Source organism: Paenibacillus sp. FSL W8-0439 (assembly GCF_038008995.1).
Classification (GTDB): Bacteria; Bacillota; Bacilli; order Paenibacillales; family Paenibacillaceae; genus Paenibacillus; species Paenibacillus polymyxa.
The window spans coordinates 46,381-65,190 of sequence record NZ_JBBPAK010000001.1 but is presented as its reverse complement, the minus strand read 5'-3'; the positions used below and the strand labels follow the sequence as shown (position 1 = coordinate 65,190).

At 49.0% G+C, this 18,810-nt stretch carries 17 protein-coding genes; all 17 read right to left on the bottom strand.

The features are described from left to right. Positions 1-6: 6 nt before the first annotated feature. Positions 7-897: a carboxylating nicotinate-nucleotide diphosphorylase gene (nadC, locus tag MKX36_RS00300; RefSeq protein WP_016818905.1), complete on the bottom strand. Its 891-nt coding sequence runs from the start codon at positions 895-897 to the stop codon at positions 7-9. Next, positions 887-2,500 (bottom strand): L-aspartate oxidase, encoded by a 1,614-nt coding sequence (gene nadB / locus MKX36_RS00295; protein WP_340864017.1) that lies wholly within the window; start codon positions 2,498-2,500, stop codon positions 887-889. The genes nadC and nadB overlap by 11 nt, the downstream gene beginning before the upstream one ends. A gap of 280 nt (positions 2,501-2,780) precedes the next feature. Beyond that, positions 2,781-4,820 carry an ATP-dependent zinc metalloprotease FtsH gene (gene ftsH / locus MKX36_RS00290; protein ID WP_340864016.1) on the bottom strand — a complete coding sequence of 680 codons (2,040 nt, stop codon included), beginning with the start codon at positions 4,818-4,820 and terminating at the stop codon, positions 2,781-2,783. Positions 4,821-4,917: 97 nt separating this feature from the next. After that, on the bottom strand, positions 4,918-5,457 hold the full coding sequence (gene hpt, locus MKX36_RS00285) for a hypoxanthine phosphoribosyltransferase (protein ID WP_013368693.1): 540 nt from the start codon (positions 5,455-5,457) through the stop codon (positions 4,918-4,920). A 47-nt stretch (positions 5,458-5,504) separates the two neighbouring features. Continuing rightward, a complete protein-coding gene (tilS, locus tag MKX36_RS00280) occupies positions 5,505-6,953 on the bottom strand; it encodes a tRNA lysidine(34) synthetase TilS (protein WP_263559717.1) in 1,449 nt (482 codons plus the stop codon). Between the two features lie 66 nt (positions 6,954-7,019). Next, positions 7,020-7,958, bottom strand: coding sequence for a protein kinase domain-containing protein (locus tag MKX36_RS00275; protein WP_016818909.1), 939 nt, complete (start codon positions 7,956-7,958; stop codon positions 7,020-7,022). Further along, entirely contained in the window at positions 7,942-8,691 is a 750-nt protein-coding gene (locus MKX36_RS00270; RefSeq protein ID WP_016818910.1) for a vWA domain-containing protein, read from the bottom strand. The genes MKX36_RS00275 and MKX36_RS00270 overlap by 17 nt, the downstream gene beginning before the upstream one ends. A gap of 126 nt (positions 8,692-8,817) precedes the next feature. Then, a complete protein-coding gene (gene spoIIE, locus MKX36_RS00265) occupies positions 8,818-11,325 on the bottom strand; it encodes a stage II sporulation protein E (protein ID WP_340864015.1) in 2,508 nt (835 codons plus the stop codon). 506 nt (positions 11,326-11,831) lie between these two features. Further along, entirely contained in the window at positions 11,832-12,347 is a 516-nt protein-coding gene (locus MKX36_RS00260; RefSeq protein WP_013368688.1) for a S1 domain-containing RNA-binding protein, read from the bottom strand. Positions 12,348-12,470: 123 nt separating this feature from the next. Beyond that, positions 12,471-12,800: an FtsB family cell division protein gene (locus MKX36_RS00255; protein ID WP_013368687.1), complete on the bottom strand. Its 330-nt coding sequence runs from the start codon at positions 12,798-12,800 to the stop codon at positions 12,471-12,473. Positions 12,801-12,804: 4 nt separating this feature from the next. Beyond that, positions 12,805-13,383, bottom strand: coding sequence for a spore cortex biosynthesis protein YabQ (yabQ, locus tag MKX36_RS00250; protein WP_016818912.1), 579 nt, complete (start codon positions 13,381-13,383; stop codon positions 12,805-12,807). Beyond that, positions 13,380-13,664 (bottom strand): sporulation protein YabP, encoded by a 285-nt coding sequence (gene yabP, locus MKX36_RS00245; RefSeq protein WP_013368685.1) that lies wholly within the window; start codon positions 13,662-13,664, stop codon positions 13,380-13,382. Before yabP ends, yabQ begins: the two co-directional genes overlap by 4 nt. Before the next feature lie 179 nt (positions 13,665-13,843). Beyond that, positions 13,844-14,122, bottom strand: a complete 279-nt coding sequence (locus MKX36_RS00240) for an RNA-binding S4 domain-containing protein (protein ID WP_016818913.1) — start codon at positions 14,120-14,122, stop codon at positions 13,844-13,846. After that, positions 14,122-14,394: an HU family DNA-binding protein gene (locus tag MKX36_RS00235; protein ID WP_007428028.1), complete on the bottom strand. Its 273-nt coding sequence runs from the start codon at positions 14,392-14,394 to the stop codon at positions 14,122-14,124. Before MKX36_RS00235 ends, MKX36_RS00240 begins: the two co-directional genes overlap by 1 nt. A 333-nt stretch (positions 14,395-14,727) precedes the next feature. Next, positions 14,728-16,227: a nucleoside triphosphate pyrophosphohydrolase gene (mazG, locus tag MKX36_RS00230; protein WP_031462550.1), complete on the bottom strand. Its 1,500-nt coding sequence runs from the start codon at positions 16,225-16,227 to the stop codon at positions 14,728-14,730. 167 nt (positions 16,228-16,394) lie between these two features. Then, the gene (locus MKX36_RS00225; protein ID WP_330721651.1) at positions 16,395-18,053 is read right to left on the bottom strand and encodes a putative polysaccharide biosynthesis protein; all 1,659 of its coding nucleotides are present in this window, start codon (positions 18,051-18,053) and stop codon (positions 16,395-16,397) included. Positions 18,054-18,192: 139 nt separating this feature from the next. Then, positions 18,193-18,735, bottom strand: a complete 543-nt coding sequence (gene spoVT / locus MKX36_RS00220; protein WP_013368681.1) for a stage V sporulation protein T — start codon at positions 18,733-18,735, stop codon at positions 18,193-18,195. Positions 18,736-18,810: the final 75 nt, after the last annotated feature.

The window sequence follows — 18,810 nt, the reverse complement described above, 5'->3', positions numbered from 1 at the left end:
TCGGTGTCACCTATCTTTCTTAGCGTTAAGGTCAAGGCTGATATCCAGGTTATGAAAAGAGTATGTCAGCCTGCCTACAGAAATCACATCTACGCCGCTCTCAGCCATCTCACGCACTGTATCCAGCGATACATTGCCTGAGGCTTCTGTTTTGACGTGTGGGGCCTGTTCACGAATGAAGCGAACGGCTTCCTTCATATCTGGGACGGACATGTTATCCAGCATAATAATATCCGCCCCAGCCTCCAGAGCTTCCCGGACTTGCGTCATGTTTTCCGTCTCTACTTCGATCGTCATTGTATGCGGTATATGCGCGCGCGCTCGGCTGACCGCCTGTGCAATCCCACCCGCGCCCTTAATATGATTATCCTTAATCATAACCGCATCGTACAGACCAAAGCGATGATTCGAGCCGCCACCTACACGCACAGCATACTTCTCTAACAGTCGATGTCCTGGCGTTGTTTTACGTGTGTCCACCAAGCGCGTAGAAAGTCCATGCAGTTGATCTATAAAAGTCCGCGTCCGCGTTGCAATACCGGACATCCGCTGAAGTAAATTTAATGCCAATCGCTCCCCGGTCAAAATCGCATGAGTACTCCCATTCACTTCTGCCAAAACGCTCCCCTTTTCAATCCATTGGCCATCGGTCACCAACGGAGTGAACGACAAGGAAGGGTCCACTACTCGAAATACAAGTTCCGCCACAGGTAAACCCGCAATCACGCCGCTCTCTTTGGCATGAATGACAGCCTTGGATTGGTGGCCCGGCTCAATCGTCCAACGTGTGGTCACATCGCCAGAACCTGTATCTTCTCGCAGCCAGCTGCGAATTTGTGCCGTCAGCTCTTCCTGATACCCGCTAAACTCTCCATAAAGCTCGCTGTTAGATGTCATGAACGCTCTCCTCCGTTATGCCTTGCTCACGTCGCTGCTGAACATGCTTTCGCCACATGCGATCATCTGTCTCAGGGAAGTCCTCACGATAGTGTGCCCCCCGGCTCTCCTCACGCAGTAGCGCACCATCTGCTACTAATAAAGCACAGGTGAGCAAATTGGCGAATTCGATCTCTTCCCGGCTGGTGATCACAGCCTGAAAGACAGGCACTAGCCCGTGCAGCTCTTCTAAAGCTGCTTGCAGCCCTTCACTATGCCGACGAACTCCAGCATAATGAACCATCGTTTCTTGCAGCTTATGTCGCTGTCCCACGACGGATGAAGCCTGGAACTCTGCACGGTTATCACTGTAAGATATCAAAGTATGGCCGACCAGCGGTGGCAATGAATGCAGCCGCTCGATAATCCTACTGGCGAACACAATAGCTTCAGATAGCGAATTGCTCGCCAGACGATTAGCGCCGTGAACACCTGTGGAAGAAGTCTCTCCACAAGCGAACAAACGCCTAACAGAGCTTTCCCCGTATAGATTAGTCTGGATACCACCCATCATATAATGGGCAGCAGGAGCAATGGGAATCCAGCCTGTCGTCATATCCAACCCATATGACAGACATGTCCGATAAATCGTTGGAAAACGTTGCTTTACCCGCTCAGGCGGCTCGTGTGTAATATCCAGGTATACAAACGTAGACTGAGTGCGTTCCATCTCATGGATGATCGCACGAGCTACGATATCTCTGGGTGCAAGCTCCTGCCGGGAATCGTACTTGTCCATGAAGCGTTCTCCATGAATGTTGCGTAACACGGCCCCTTCTCCCCGTACGGCTTCGGAAATTAGAAACCTTGGAGCGCCCGGATGGCACAACGCCGTAGGATGAAACTGTACGAATTCCATATCCCGTACAACTGCCCCCGCACGATAAGCCATAGCAATACCGTCCCCAGTTGCGATATCCGGGTTAGTCGTGTAACGGTATAATTGCCCGCTACCTCCTGAGCACAAAATGGTTGCATTGGCAATGATATACGACCTTTCTCCATCTGGCATTTGAACGAGGGCCCCAATACACTCACCATGCTCAGTCAGCAGGTCAATGACCATGCACTCTTCCCACACCTCAATACCGGGATGGGCGACAACCTGCTGTGACAAGGCACGCACGATTTCATAACCGGTGGCATCTCCATTTGCATGCAAAATGCGACGATGACTATGCGCCCCCTCTCGGGTTAGCGCTAGTTCACCATCCACACGGTCAAAGGCTGTCCCCAATCGTATTAACTCTTTAATACCTTCTGGGCCTTCATGAACAAGCGTTCTGACCGCCTCGGGTTCACACAGACCTGCACCAGCAATCAGAGTGTCTTGCATATGATAAGCCGGTGTATCCTCGTCCGATGTGACAGCAGCAATGCCGCCTTGAGCATAACGTGTGTTGCTTTCCATTAAAGTTTTCTTGGTAATCAGCAACACTTTCCGATTCTCCGCAGCCTTAATCGCTGTATATAAGCCCGCAATACCGGAGCCGATGATTAAGACGTCGGCTTCGTATTGGGTCAATTCCGCTACATCAAAATCAACTAGATATCTTGGAATCATGCCTTTCACCTGATTTCACAGAAGAATAGCGCACACCATAGATTGTACAGTATGCGCTCACGGATATGTTCAAAATGATAGTAAGTCGATTGCAGCGGCTGTTGGCCTTTTAAGCTAGGAAGGCGACAGCCGTTTATTTAACAATAAATGTACACAACGTTCCTGTGTCTGTCAAATCACGTCAGCAATAATCTTCCACATTTAAAAAAGCTTCGGGAAACCAATAGGATCTGGTTCCCCGAAGCTTACATATATGCTTATTCAACTATCCATCAGATGATCAGGTTGTTGTCGGTGGAGTACCGCCGGAATTGCCTGAATTGTTATCATCCTCTGGTTTTTGCAGATTAGGGATATCGTTCGGTTGATCTGTTGTATTCTTAGGCTCGTCATCCTTACCTTGAATACGTACACGAACATCACCGATGTTGTCGATCACAGGCTCACCGTTTTCCGGTGTTCCTTCTCCCTCATTCGTATTGCCGTCCAAAGAACCTGTCTCGATCAAACGTTTGATTTGTTCAAGCTCCAGAGTTTCTTCTTCCAACAAGGTTTGAGCGATCAAATGAACCTCTTTCGAATGCTTCGTCAAGAGTTCTCTAGCACGCTCATAGGAGTCAGTGATGAAGCGATTCATCTCCTGGTCAATCTCATAAGCGATCTGATCACTGTAGTTTTGCTCATGACCGATATCACGTCCAAGGAATACTTGACCTTGGGAAGTTCCGAACTGCATCGGGCCGAGCTTCTCACTCATACCGTATTCCACGATCATGCTACGCGCAATGCCTGTCGCTTGTTGGAAGTCACTATAAGCCCCTGTTCCGATCTCACCAATAAACAGCTCCTCGGAAACACGTCCACCCAACAATCCAGTGATTTTGTCCAGCAATTCCTGCTTGGTTGTCAGCATGCGGTCTTCCTTCGGAAGCATGATGACATATCCGCCTGCACGTCCACGTGGAATAATAGTTACCTTGTGAACCATATCGGCATTCTCCAGGAAGTAACCGATAATCGTATGCCCTGCTTCATGATAAGCAACAATTCGTTTCTCGCGGTCACTGATTACGCGGCTGCGTTTTTCAGTACCTACAATCACGCGGTCGATAGCTTCATCTACTTCTCGCATCGAAATATCCCTACGGTTGCGACGAGCGGCCAGCAAGGCAGCTTCGTTCAACAAGTTTTCCAGATCAGCGCCCGTAAAGCCTGTTGTACGTTTCGCAATGACGTCCAATTTAACATCCTTCGTTAATGGTTTGTTGCGTGCATGTACATGCAATACTGCTTCGCGACCTTTAACATCTGGACGGTCAACCGTAATTTGACGGTCAAAACGTCCAGGACGAAGCAAGGCTGGATCTAGAATGTCCGGACGGTTAGTAGCAGCAACGATGATGATGCCCTCGTTTGCGCCGAATCCATCCATCTCTACGAGCAATTGGTTGAGCGTTTGCTCACGTTCATCATGTCCGCCACCCAATCCGGCGCCACGTTGACGTCCAACAGCGTCAATCTCATCAATGAAGATGATACAAGGTGCGTTCTTCTTCGCATTCTCGAACAGGTCGCGAACACGGGAAGCACCGACCCCGACGAACATTTCTACAAAATCAGAACCTGAGATACTGAAAAACGGCACTCCGGCCTCGCCTGCAACAGCTCTCGCCAAGAGTGTTTTACCCGTACCTGGAGGGCCCACTAACAGAACACCTTTTGGAATACGAGCGCCCACGGCTGCGAACTTACGTGGGTCCTTCAAGAATTCTACGACTTCGACAAGCTCCTGCTTCTCTTCGTCAGCCCCTGCTACGTCTTCGAAGGTAACTTTCTTCTTCTCTTCGTTATACAGACGGGCTTTGCTCTTGCCGAAGTTCATTACTTTGCCGCCACCGCCCTGTGCCTGATTAAACAGGAAGAAGAACAACAGGAACATGATCACCAAAGGAATGATAGAAGTCAAAAATGTCAGCCAAATGCTTTCGCCTTCCATTTTCTTCTGTACGTATTCAAACCCGTTCGTTTCGCTGGCATTCACCAGTTCACTTAGTGCTTGATCCGTTGGCGGAACGTATACGGAAAAATTGGTTGATTTAGCATTAGCCGGCTGCTTCTTATATGCACCGGTTACAAGATAGGCGTAACCGTCAAATTGGACCGTTACTTTAGAGATGTTATTAGCTTTAACCTCTTGCCGTAATTGGTCATATCTAGGGAGATCGGAGGCTTCGTTACTGTTGCTAACAAACTGAACGATACCCACCACAACTAAAAAAAGAATCAAATAAAAACCAGAATTCCGGATGAACCGATTCATCCCCTACCTCCTCTCGAGACACTTAAGTTATTTTACCATAGCCTGTAAGCCCTTCTCAACAAAGGACCCTATTTAGTCCTAGGACTGGAGGCTGAGATTAGCTGGTGTAGATTTCCGGCTTCAAAATCCCTATGTATGGGAGGTTCCGGTAGTGCTCGGCATAGTCCAGACCATAGCCGACAACAAACGCATCCGGAAGTGTAAATCCAGTGTAATCAGCTTCAAGGTTAACTGTCCGGCGTGCAGGCTTGTCGAACAAAGTTACGACACATACCGAATTGGCATTACGATTCTTAAGCAATTCAATCAAATGTGTCAGTGTCAGACCACTGTCGATAATATCTTCGACAATCAGAACATCGCGTCCTTCTACGGAAGCGTCCAAATCTTTGATGATTTTAACGACGCCTGATGATTTGGTGGATACTCCATAACTAGATACAGCCATGAAATCAAGTTCCAACGGCACTGTAATGGATTTAACCAAATCGGCCATAAAGATAAACGCACCCTTCAGCACGCAAATCACCAATGGATTTTTCCCTTCATATTTCACGCTAAGCTGTGCGCCTAATTCCTTGATTTTACTCTGAATTTCTTCTTCACTGATCAATACTTCCTGAATATCATTTTGCAACGGTGTAAACCTCCTAAGTTTATACTATGAAAGCCGTTCCTGCGCAATTACCGGTGCCCCGGACTCTCTCGTCTTTGCCATGACATATATATAACCGAAGACGTGTGCTTTTGCACCGCAGCATGTACAGAACGTCGTACGCCCGGAATCCAGAGAACAACTCCAGAATGGTCGCAGACGATGGGAATAACGGAACGCATTGAAGGAGGTATTTTTTCATCAATAAAAATATCTTTAACCTTTTTTCTTCCGTTTAATCCCATTACATACATGGTATCTCCAGGTAATCGCGAGCGTACAGTCAACGGCAGAGTCAATTCATCTGCGTCGAACCATGCTTCTTCCTCATTGGCCGGATGTTGTCCATCCAAATAGGAAGCTCTTTGCCACCGGAGTATACCACCCGCTTCAGGCAACTCAAGCTCACCGGAAATAGGCAATACGCTCAGTCCATAGCTCCATTCACCCATAACGACTTGCGTACGGTCAAACAAAACCGCCTGGTCATATTCGCGGACTCCAACCGCACCGCCGCCCAAGTCCAAGCTCCATGTAGAAGTTGTCTCCTGGAGAAGTCTTAGTCGAACGGTCTCAATTTTACGAAAATCAAAATTTCCACTGTCCGAAGGCAGATAATTTAATATTAGTTTAATCAACCTCCGTTGTAAAGCAACGGATAGCTTACGGTATGATGCGATGGAAAACATGTACCTGCCATTATTGAAATGCACCATTTTCTCGTATACCGACAGTGTAGCTGCCTCCATAAAATCATTTTCGTCAGCCATCGTTTCGGCCAGCCGGTTCAGGGACGGTGTCAGTTGCTCATTATATTGCCCCAAAAAAGGAAGCACATCCATGCGGATGGCATTACGACGGTATTTGGTCGATAAATTAGTGCTGTCTGTCACATAGGAAAGACCATAAAAGTTACAATACTCAATCAAGTCAGCCTTGTACATACGAAGCAGCGGGCGAATGAGTTGCACATTTTTTTCGGTGCGTGCCAAACGCATACCCGCCAAACCCGCCGGTCCGCTACCGCGCAGCAAGTGCAAGAGGACTGTTTCCGCTTGATCATCGCCATGGTGAGCCATAGCAATATGCTGTGCCTCCCACTTCGTAGCCGTATCATGTAAAAAGCTGTACCGTAGCTCACGGGCCGCTTCCTGTGGACCCTTGCCGCTTTCCTTTATATAAGCGGGTGCATCAACCCGGATCATTTCAAATGGAAGCTTGAGCCTTCGGGCAATATTGCGTACCTCTTCAGCCTCCGCATCCGATTCCTCTGGCCTGAAGCCATGATGAACATGAGCGCAGACAAGTTGTAATGGCATATGTATAACGGATATTTCATGTAAAATGTGCAAAAGGGCCACCGAATCCGGTCCGCCGGATACAGCAACCACAATGCGGTCTCCGGGGCTCCACAGGGAATGTTCTCGCGCCAAAGCGAGCACTTCCTGTACAACACCGGTCGGTTTTGTTGTTCCCATTCACGACCCTCTTTTCTCCCGACCGTTAAAATGATGATCCTCTATTATCTTATGTAAGTCATGCTGCTACCTTAACGCAATCCAGAGCGCTCCAGCAAGCAGCAAAAGCGATACCGTGAAAGCATATCCCAACCAGCGTGGATTTCCTCTTTTGACAGATGATTGCCTGACATGCGCGGAAGCCAGACGCGACCAAGCTCGGGCCGCTGCACGAGTATCGGAATATTCTCCACGTACTGCACCCAGCAGCCATTCGGCGTAGGGGCGTAATACACGACTGCGACGAATGATGACTGTCAATTCTGCCGTATTACGTAGCTGCGGCAGCCTACTCGCAGCCGCCTTTAACGATTCGCTCTCCAATATATGAACCGTTAAAAGAGCAAAGGCAAACAGATCATACTGGGGATCAGCATTTCGGCTACCAGCATTCCAAAATCCCCTATCGTACCATTCTGTAAATTGTTTAACACTCCGACCTGCAAGGGACACGCCACCATAATCAATCAACTCAGCCTCTCCATAGGCATTGACCAATATATTTTGAGGCTTCAGGTCGCCAAACACCCATCCTGCCTGATGGAGATCGGCCAGACGATTCAGTATGCCAGTCCCAGCCACACCATACCATTCAGACCCTTTGGCTGCCACAAATTTATGAAGCGGATCTCCTTTAACGTATCGCATAACATAAAAGGGGATCTCCCCATTGCGTAACACTACATCATCCACTTCAAACAAGAAGGAAGGATTTCCATTCCGCTGGAGGGCAGCCTGAGTCCCTTGAGACTGTAATGTGGTCAGCACATTAATCTCCGATTGCAGATCAAGCGTGTTCTTTCCCATTTTGAGAGCAAATTGCCGATCGGCCTGTGCTTCTTTTACCAAATATACAGTTCCGTTCGCTCCCCGGCCCAGCAAGCGCTGGATGACATAGCTACTCCGCTTCCACTTGCCCTTGATGACCGTTCCGGGTGCAAGAACGGGATCAGACGACGTAGTCACCGAGCATCCCTTCTCCTTTGCCATAGGATTCTTCCAGATCTTTCTGTTCCCCTAGTGTAACATATCGGTAATAATCAATCACTTGTAAAATGGCTGGTCCTGTCGGTGTCGCTCCTTTCATCCGCAAGCGTCCGAATATCGACTTGATCTGGTCTAGCTCAGAGGTCCACCCGATATCCATGACTGCGTCTTCTCCCATTCGTCCACCCGGAAAATGAAATACAGATATACGGCTGAGTCCGCTTCTGGACTGTAAACTGAGCAGCAAATCGCGGATACTATCCTCTACAGCAGGCAGCTTAGGCTTCATGCTTGCACTTGCATCAATGAGTAAAGCAATTTCCAGAGGGCTTGTTTCTGTCAGTTCATCCATTACCTCAACTACCTGGGCTCGTTTGGCCGGAGGCAGTTCACCGATATGCCGGGCGCCGCCCTCACCCAAAATGTGCGTTAACTCTCTATTAACCGCCTGCTGAATCGTTTGAACCACTGTTTTGCGCGTCATCATTTGCATGGTTTGTGCCAACTGCTTCGTACCGACGATTTGGCTAAACCCTCCCCCTGCTTTAGCAATTTCCTGAATCTCTGCGCTCCCAAGCTCGCCGATGGTTCCATAATCTATGACTCCGGCGACATTCACTGTAATTCCCTCACGTAAAGCTTGGGCAGCCGCCATCACTGGGCTAACCCCTACGTTAGAGCATCCATCTGTAATGATCAAAATTTGCTTCATCGCTTTTTGACCTCCGCTTCCTCTTAATCTATTCCGATAGATTCTATCTTTGCCTAATCCGGAACGATTCAAACGAAGGATGCAGATTTTTAAAAATGAATAAGCAATTTCCCGGGCAATGTCAGTCTAGCTCACCGTCCGCGGACGTTCCAACCACCTCATGCCAGGTACATGAAGGGTGGCCCACTCTGGGCGAAAGTGATCTATTTTACTAACAACTACAGTCATATCATCATAGATTTGATTTTGTTGATATCGAATAACCCGTTCTAGCAAACAGTCGGCCAGTTCCTGCGGGTCCTCACTTTCAATCTCTTGAATCATGCGTTTCATCCATATTTCTTTATTGACTGCATAACCCGGTGAATCGTATATACCGTCTGTTATCATAATGAGAATATCTCCTGGCTGGAGTTGCAGTGACACCAAATCAACTTCGATATCCTGTATAATGCCAATCGGTAAATTGCTGGCAGATACGGGAATGACCTCCTCCCCCCTTTTAATAAAGCTTGGTGTAGATCCAATCTTCATAAAGGTTGTCCGAGCCGTATACTGATCAATCAGCGCCATATCCACCGTAGCATACATTTCCTCAGGTGATCGGAGCATCAGGACAGAGTTAACCGACTTGATCGCTAATTTTTCGTCCATACCTGATTGCAGTAGTTCTTCCAAAATGTTAAGTGCTGCACTGCTCTCTTGCTGCGCACGCTCTCCGTTCCCCATACCGTCACTTAAAGAGACTGCGAAAGTCCCATTCCCTAACTCCATCATGCTGTAACTGTCTCCTGAGAAGAAATCGCCTCCTTTGGCCGCACTAGCTACTCCTGTAGCAATCTCATACGTTTTAGCAGAGCCGAACATGACTGTAGCCAAGCCTTGGCGGCGATCTGCCACCGTTTCGCGCATGACAGCTATATGCTCGTCCAGTATGTCCGACAGCAGTGGAGCAATGATTTTCCGACATTCATCAAATCCCCTTGTATAGGCATGGACAATCTCTATTTCAACCTGACCTGCATCCAGGCTAATAATCTCAATGGATTGAATGGACAAGCCGAGTCGATCAAGAGCCTCTCGGATTTGCTCTTCCTGCCGATGCATGGTCTGCCCTTCTCGCTGAATTTCCCGCGCTAAATCCTCCATAATTTGCGATACACCGGATAGCTGGTCAGCAACAAGCTGACGACTATCGTATACTTGGCGCTTCCACTGCATATTATGTTGGTAGAGACTATACTGCTGCTTCATTACCTGCAGGACAGCGCCCGTCTTGGCACATGCCTTGCTCCATTGTGGCGGCATCTGCTCCGGCTCCAAATCAGGATTATCCTCAATGGCGCTCATCATTTCCGTCATATACTGATGGGTTTGCATAAACTTGCCGTCCCAGCACTGCTCGCACTTAAAGCAAGAGGCACAGGTTCCTTCCGCCACCGCATTCATAAAGTGTTCCATTTCTCCGTCCGGTTTTGCTCCCTCACTCGCAGATATCTGATGGAAGCTGCGCGATAGCTGGCTGAATACACGGGAAAATTTCGTCACCCGCTCGGCAGTGAGATCACGAACTCTTTTGGCATATTCATGCTGGGACTTGGCGTGATCCTGCGTACCAGGGACATAGGTAGAAACCGCTTTAAAGAAACTTTTTGGAGTCATTAAAAATAATAGAATTGCCGCGCAGCTCTCCCAAGTTGATGTCAACACGTCCCCAGTCCCATCCAAATAGATCGTCAAAATGGAGGAGCCCAACAGCATGCCAAGGGCCACTGCACCTTTTCTCCCTTCACGTAGCATTCCTGCCAGCAAACCTGCAAAAGCAAGTAGACTCATCTGCACAATTGCGGACATATTGGCCAGGCTTAAAATTAAACCGGTAATCACACCGACCGAAGCACCCAACGAAGCACCTCCCACCAAAGCAAACACCAAGACCAAATATCGTGAAAGCACATGATCGACAGACAGTGAATGAACGGTCCATCCTACTGCTCCCGTCATCACAGAGGCTAATAGAATAATCAGACACAAAATTTCTTCGTTCTTCAATTGGCTTGCCTTCTTGCGGTACGTAAACAGCGGTATGGCCTGTGTGAACACCAATGTAAGCATAAAACTGAGCACCGCATCCGTTCCCACAATGACAAGCTCATACCATGTAAAAGCCGGAGCCATCACGGCGTTAAATAAATTGACCATAAACACAGACAAGAAGACCATAAGCGGGGCATAGGATAATTCCAGACGATCGAAGGTACGTAGCCCGCGATACAGGAGATAAAATACAATTAGCTCACCACCAATCATGAACAACGATGGGTAAGGAGCTAACAGGCTGCCTAGCACAACGGATACAGCTACAGGCAGCATTAGATCACGCCGAAGGAACGTAATGACCGCAAAATAAGCGAGGGCAAAAGGAGAAAGCTCGTCCAAAATAGTGGCGCGTCCCAGTAGAACTCCCATAGCTGACAATAGCAGCATCCATCTTTGCGCGGTTACCCATTGCACCATTTTATGTGAATCGAGCCGTTTCTTGAGTCTGGAAGGCCAACCTTCCGTACGCTCTTTGGATTTGGACTTTCTAGATTTTAACCCCGGAAAATGTACCACGTTCCATTTCTCCATCATGCGTCAGGCACCCCATTCATCAATTTGATGTTCCCATCTTAAACCGGAACGATTGAGAAAGTTTGTCAGAACCTCACGTCTTATTCCAAGAAATTTCCGACAAAAAAACGTGCCGCGCGAAAGGACAGAGCATCCCCCTGTACATCAAGCTGCGCCCGTATGGAAGCAGATGGAAGTTGTATCACTCCACGCCTTGCACGGCCTCTGTATGTCGTCCACCCTGATGCCCAGACTAGCGATTTGCACAGAAGATAGACGGAAAACCGTTGGAGTTTGTCGGACGATTATGTCCACACGACAAAAAAAACATCCAACATTTCAGTACGATGCTTCTTCTCTTCTTCATGAAACTACTAATCTTAAAAATGTGCCTGTACACCTCCGCCCAAATGTATTGCCCGCAGCCACAGCTTGTCGCATCTCTTGTCGGTAGAACGCAAAAAAACCGTAGCAGTCTTTCGACTGTACGGTTTTCCGTGTATGGTTGATACGGTTGTCAAAGTGAATTAAACACGCTTCGCGCCGCGTCCTCCGCGTTTACCTTCGGTGTTCTTTTTCAGCGACGAAATGCGTTCCTCACTATCTTTCAGGAAGCGTGACATTTTATCCTCAAATGAAGGTTTACCCGGTGCAGGCTTGAAAGAACGGCCTCCACGATCGCGGTTGAAACCACCACCGCGTCCCTGACTTGGACCTGAACCTCCGCCGCCAAAACGGTCTCCTCCGCCTGGTCCTCCTGTACGCTCCGGTCTTGGAGCTCTTGGGGGACGGGCTTCACTTGCCGGCTTATCAATCGTTTGCTTAATGGAAAGTCCGATTTTGCCATCTTTGTCAACATTAATGACTTTCACCGTCACAACATCATTAATCTTCAGGTGGTCGTTAACATCCTTAACATAATTATCGGCGATTTCCGAGATGTGAACGAGACCCGTGACACCTCCAGACAAATCCACAAATGCTCCAAAATGCGTGATGCCTGTCACTTTGCCCTCTAACTTGGTGCCCACTTCAATTGCCATAGAATAAAATGATCCTCCCTTAAAATATACAACCGATTTTTTTGCAAAAAAATCCCGCTGTGGTGATTTGATTATACAAAATGGCGGAACCAAGGTCAACTAAGCATTGGCCCGATAATGCCTCTATTTTTGATCTCCGATGATTGGCGTCTCTTCCGGTTTGTAAAGACCGTACTTGCTTCTAGCAATTTCTCCAATGTACTCAGGGTCCTTGAGACGATTCACTTCGGTTTGAAGCTGTTGTTCCGTTTGTGTAGCAGCTTGCTTCTGTTTTTCCTTCTGGGTGAGCTGTTCACTTCGATCGGCCATGATCATGCCTTGAGAAAAAAAGGTGAATATGGCCCAACTACCAAAGGCGGCAAGCGATAGCAACCAAATCATGATTCGCCTGCGCCCGCCCGCATTGGACTTGGACGTAGGAGATGAATGGCGATCTACAGACGAATTACGCATGATACTACCCCCTTCCAAACCATCTTTTTGCTGTATTTTTCAGTCTGATACCTAGCTTTATGAGCGGATCTGGCGTCTTCCAGCGCGCTATAAGCGGACGGATCAACCAAAGAATCGGCTTCCAAACCGGCATCAGGATGTATATCAGCATCCTTCCTAGGAACACAATAAGTGCCCATGTCCATCCGACCAGCTTGCGTAACAGCCGATACAGCGCTAACACCGGAAGAACAATCAGGATGCGCAGTATGCTGTTCACGATCAACGTCAGTCTGCGAACGATCTCTATTAACATTACCACAAAACGTTGGGTTGTAACACTAAAGGCCCAAAAATAGAGCCAAACCCCCAAAAGTAGTCCTAAAAAGACATAAAACCGCAGCTCACCGCGATTACTCGCGTATAGCACACGGAAAATAAACAAAGCCGAGGCCACCCAATACAGCACGTCCAACATATGAACACTCCAACGGGCAAAATGAAAGCGGATTGACAGCACCCGGTAGCTGTCAAATACCACTCCCATCGCTATGCCCGACAATAGCATCCACGTCAATGTCAGCCATTGTGTGTAAGGGTTCATTTGAAGAGCTTGCCGAATAGGCTTTTTCCGTTTTTGGCCGGGGCCCCAGGCTCTAGGTAGACGAGGGAAGTAATCAGACCTTCAATGGACAGCAGCCCCTCTTCCAGACTGAGGTTTTTGATATGTAAATGTTGTCCGCGAATGGTGAGATGGCCCAGCTCGGTCTGAAGCAAAAACTCTTCACTGTCAAAGCTCTCCACATTGCTGACGCCTGAAATGTCGAGCTGCTTGCGGCTTTGCATGCGCAGATCATGGTGCTTGGACTTCCCTTGTTCAATCATGGCATGTACCCCTCCTTCTGTTCTTAGCTTATGAAGGGGTGGGCATGATTTAGAACCGCATTGGTTATTCACGAGCATATATTAGACGAAAGCTCATTATCCAAAAGAAAAAAGCATCCCTTCATAAAATATGAAGGAATGCTTCTATGTACAACGTTATGAGAAAATCAGATGTCTGCTTACCAGTTCAAACCGTTGTCCCTGGCAATAGGCTCTTCCTTTACCAAAGTGTACATACTTGCAGCCTCGTCCTTGCGTGTAGTGTCGGCGAGCCGTTCCACTCGCACGGTCACCAGCTTCTGGCCAAATTGGACGGTAATTTCATCGCCCACTTTGACCGCACTGCTCGGCTTGGCTTCGCGTCCATTCACCAGCACTCTCCCTTGTTCAGAGACGTCCTTGGCTACTGTACGACGCTTAATCAGCCGCGAGACTTTCAAGAATTTATCAAGACGCATTAGTTAACGGCTTCTTTAAGCTTATTACCGGCTTTGAAAGCAGGAACGGTCGATTCTGGAATTTCAATCGTGTTGCCGGTTTGTGGATTGCGGCCTGTACGGCTAGAACGCTTGCGCGTTTCGAAAGTACCAAAGCCGATCAGTTGTACTTTGTCGCCACTCGCAAGTGCATCTGTAATTTCACCAAGTACGCCATTCAATACAGCTTCAACGTCACGTTTGCTCAAACCGCTTTTGCTGGAAATATTGTTGATCAGATCTGTCTTGTTCATAAGATAAAAGCCTCCTAAATGTCAAAAAATAATCATCACGCTACATATCCATAAATGGAGCAGACGTGAGGTCCAACTGTGGCCGTAGCCTTTCTGAATACTACTGTAACATGTTAACTATAGGCTACAGTTATTTTCAGAATTATTACAAGTTATTCGGGCTTGTCCTTAAAAATCCTGCAATGACAGGCGTTTTTTATTCGACCCCCAGTTAAGCCAACATCCTACTACAAAACTCTGCCCATTGGCAAGTCTGCTCAAGCTGGGCGTGTTTTCAACCCTGCTTATGTCTCATTTTACTGGCCCATACAGCCAAAGATCAAATCTATGGAGTCAATTTCTGTCAAGGAGCTTTTTCGCTTCCTGCCAGTAGGTCTCCATTTCATCTACGCTGCTGTCTTCGGGACGACGTCCCTGCTCGCGTAACTTCTGCTCAATATACTGGAAACGGCTCACAAATTTGCGATTAGTGGCTGACAGCGCCTCCTCTGGATCTACTTCCATGAACCGGGCTGCATTCACGGCAACAAATAACACATCGCCCAACTCCAGCAACTGAGCTTCCACGGAATGCCCTTCCCGAACCGCTTCCTTCAACTCAGCCACTTCTTCGTCCAGTTTATCAAATACGCCTTCAATGCTATCCCAGTTAAAGCCTACTTTAGCTGCTTTTTTCTGGAGCTTGTACGATTTCATAAGAGCAGGTAGATCACGGGGAACCCCATCCAGCACGGAAGGGTCTGCTGCCGTTGTACCTTTAAGTCGTTTTTCCTCAGCCTTCATCTGTTCCCAGTTTTGCAGCGCCTCTTCCGCATCATTCGCTTGATTATCACCGAACACATGCGGGTGACGGAAAATAAGCTTATCGTTCAGCCCTTGGATCACATCATAGACATTGAAGGTTCCGACTTCCTCTTCCATTTGGGCATGCAGCAAAATTTGTAACAACAGATCGCCGAGCTCTTCCTTCATATGCTCAGGATCATCCTCATCTATAGTCTCAATGACCTCATACGTTTCCTCGATCAGATTTTTGCGGATCGATTGATGTGTCTGTTCGCGATCCCATGGACAGCCTTCTGGACTGCGCAAAATATCGACAATCTCATGTAGACGGTCAAAAGAACGCCGTTTCAGCGCCTCATCCTCACTGCGAGGTATGTACACCAAGGATAGGTTCCCGTAGCCCTCTACTCGATCCAGCTCGTACAGCGGCACCTTGTGGACTGCTTCCTCACCTTCTACCCCAAGCGCGTGGCCGACATACACCTCATAATCGTCAGGATACCGCTCCATCAAGCACAGCTTCACATCGGAAGCCGTAAAGGTGTCATATACCTGTCCGATCAGCGTGTGCAACTGAGGCTGGAGCCAGCTCGCATCCAGTGTACCTGCATCCAACAGCTGGAAACCCTCAATCGGATCAAAACCAAGACGCACAAAAGCCTCATCCAGGAAACTTTCGCCCCCCAAGATGTTTAGTTCAATCCCTTGCGCAGGACAACGCTCCTTGAGCAACTGCACCGCTGCTTCCGCCACCATCGGGTGACCGGGAACCGCATAGACGATTTCGCTTCCGTCTGCCGCCTTAGCAGCTGTTGCCATCAATTGACTGGTAATTTCCTCGTATACCTCTGGAAAAGATTCCTTTGTCTCATATACCGCATCAAATGACTCAAAGGCCACTTCAAACTCATCCAGCACTTGAACCGCCGGATGTTCCTTGGTTCGCAGATATAGCGCTGAAGCCCCCCGCATTTTGTTCAATATCCCTATCGTAAGCTGATCGGGATCTCCCGAGCCCAGACCTACGATCGTTAATGTTACGCTCATATCCAATCCTCCGTTCCGCAAAAGCAGGATTCATGCTCGGAAAAAACACCCGGCGCAATCCAATCCAGCTTCCGCTTCCTTTGCTTTGGCATTTACTATACCACAAAGTTGTATAGGCTCATAAAATGGCTTGCGCAGCTGTCGCGCGGCAAGTCGTATAACCCCGGCTAAGCCAGTACACGCAGTCTGCGCAGCACGGCTGCCAGCGGGCGTCCGAGCTTGGGCACTGCCACAAGCTCGGCTTCCGTGATCAACCTCAAGCGTGCGAGGCCGATCACGAACACCACGGCGCCTGCTGCTACTCCCAGCAGGCTCTCCACCGCTGCCGTGGCACGACCTCCGGCAGCCCATCCCAAGGCACCCAGCACAGCACTGGTGCCCCACATCGCCGCCCCGGCTGCACCAGCCAAGGCGACAAGCAATGCCGCCGGTTTGAGTACACTGGCGGACCAGCTCCCGCGCAGCCCCACCAAGCGGGCCAGCAGCGCGATGTTGATCACTGCCGCCAGCAGATAGGCGACAGCCCCCGCAATGGCGGCACCAGCCGTGCCTAGCTGCGGCACGAGCAGCCAGTTTAGCAGCGCCTTGGCTGCTGCGGCCGCGAGCATCGCCAGAGCTGGCGCACGAACCGCGCCAAGCCCTTGCAGTAGCGCAGCCGAGATGATGCTGAGCGTACCTCCTACGGCGGTCAGCGCCATCCAGCGCATCACCGTGCTGCCGGTATCGTCTGCATACAGCATCACATTGACGGGCACGGCCAGCACGATCAAGCCTGTCGCAGCGGCTAGTCCTAGTAGCCAAAACCAGCGCAGCGATTGCTCGCACTGACGACGTGCCAACTCCGTACCTCCGGTTACCCGAGCCTCAGCCAGCGAGGGTATGAACAATGCCGACAATGTGGTGGCAAACATCATGACCAGCTGTACTAGCGGAAGCCCCCGGTTATACACGCCGAAGGCCACCATAACCGCCGTATCGTCCAAGCCCTCCTGCTTTAACAAGCGAGGGACGGTAAATGTATCTACCAGGTTAATTAACGGAACGGCTAGCGCTCCAAGGCAAACAGGTAAGGCATAACGTAGCAGCGCCTTTAGCAAAGCGCCGTTGCTTTCCGCTGGGTGAAGCTCACCAGTCTGGGCTTGCACTGTTGTCATTGCCGTCTCTTGCCGCCTAAGTCTCTTTCTGTGACCTCGCCAATACAACAGCATGATCACCAAGCCCGCTGCTCCGCCTGCTGCTGAGCCAAACACTGCTCCAGCGGCTATCATATCCGCCCCTGCTCCTTGTGACAGCATGAACAGCAACAATATGATCATCACGCTTACCCGTATCGCCTGCTCCGTCACTTGAGAGACTGCCGTTGGAATCATATTTTGCAAACCTTGAAAATAGCCTCTCAGTCCCGCCATAACCGGCACGAACAAGAAGGCAACCGCCGCCGCCCTCACCGATGGAATGACGTGAGCATTGTCGATCCACTGGCCAATTAGCGGCGCACACGTATACATCAGCAGCCCCAGAATCAGTCCGAAGATGCCCAATACAAGCGAAGATAGCAGGGCAACACGTTGCCCTGCTGCCCGGTTTCCCACAGCCTCATACTCAGCTACAAATTTGGATACGGCCACCGGGAATCCAGCAGCTGCAATGGTAATAAACAGCGTATAAAAAGGATAAACCGTATTATAAATGCCAAACACGCCGTCGCCGCCAATATTTTGCAGCGGGATTTTTTGCAATGTGCCGATCAGCTTGCTTGCTACCGCTGCCATTGTCAAAATGACAGCACCCCGTAGCAGCCGCGAAGCGGCGCGATTTTCCTGCATTCTCCGTCTCCACTCCCACCTGGATAAGCATTTTTATGAGTCCTATTATACCGTCTCTTCTCCCGGAAAGAAAAAAATCCCTGTACAACGTTGAACGGCTTTGTCCGTTCTGTACGTCATACAGGGGTGAAACGGGGTGTTACTGTTCCATTTGTTTGCCCAGGAAGCCAGCGGCTGTTTCAGCCATCTTGACCTCCATTTCGGACATTTTTACATTTTCATCCTTGTTCAACAATATAACAGATCCGATGGGATCACCACCCGAAACAATGGGAGCCGTCACAAAGGACGAGAGTGTTTCTTCGTGGTCTCGCGTCAGCTCATAAGAGCCGCTGGCTGTCTCCAGCACAGTCTTGCGATTATCCATGCTACCTTCGATAATGCTACCGATTTGCTTGTCCAGAAACTCTTTTTTCGAGCCTCCAGCCACCGTAATAATGGTGTCACGATCGGTAATCATCGTAATATGGCCTGTGCTTTCAAACAGGGACTCAGCATATTCTTTGGCGAAATCACCAAGTTCACCAATAGGTGAATACTTTTTCAAAATGACTTCTCCGTCACGATCCACAAAAATCTCAAGCGGATCTCCTTCACGAATCCTCAAGGTGCGGCGAATTTCCTTTGGAATAACTACCCGCCCAAGATCATCAATACGGCGAACAATACCAGTAGCTTTCATTTCACATGTTGCCCCACTTTCTCAAGAAGAATTTAGTAAACTACTGACGGTATCGAAAGACGCTTCCACTCCCCC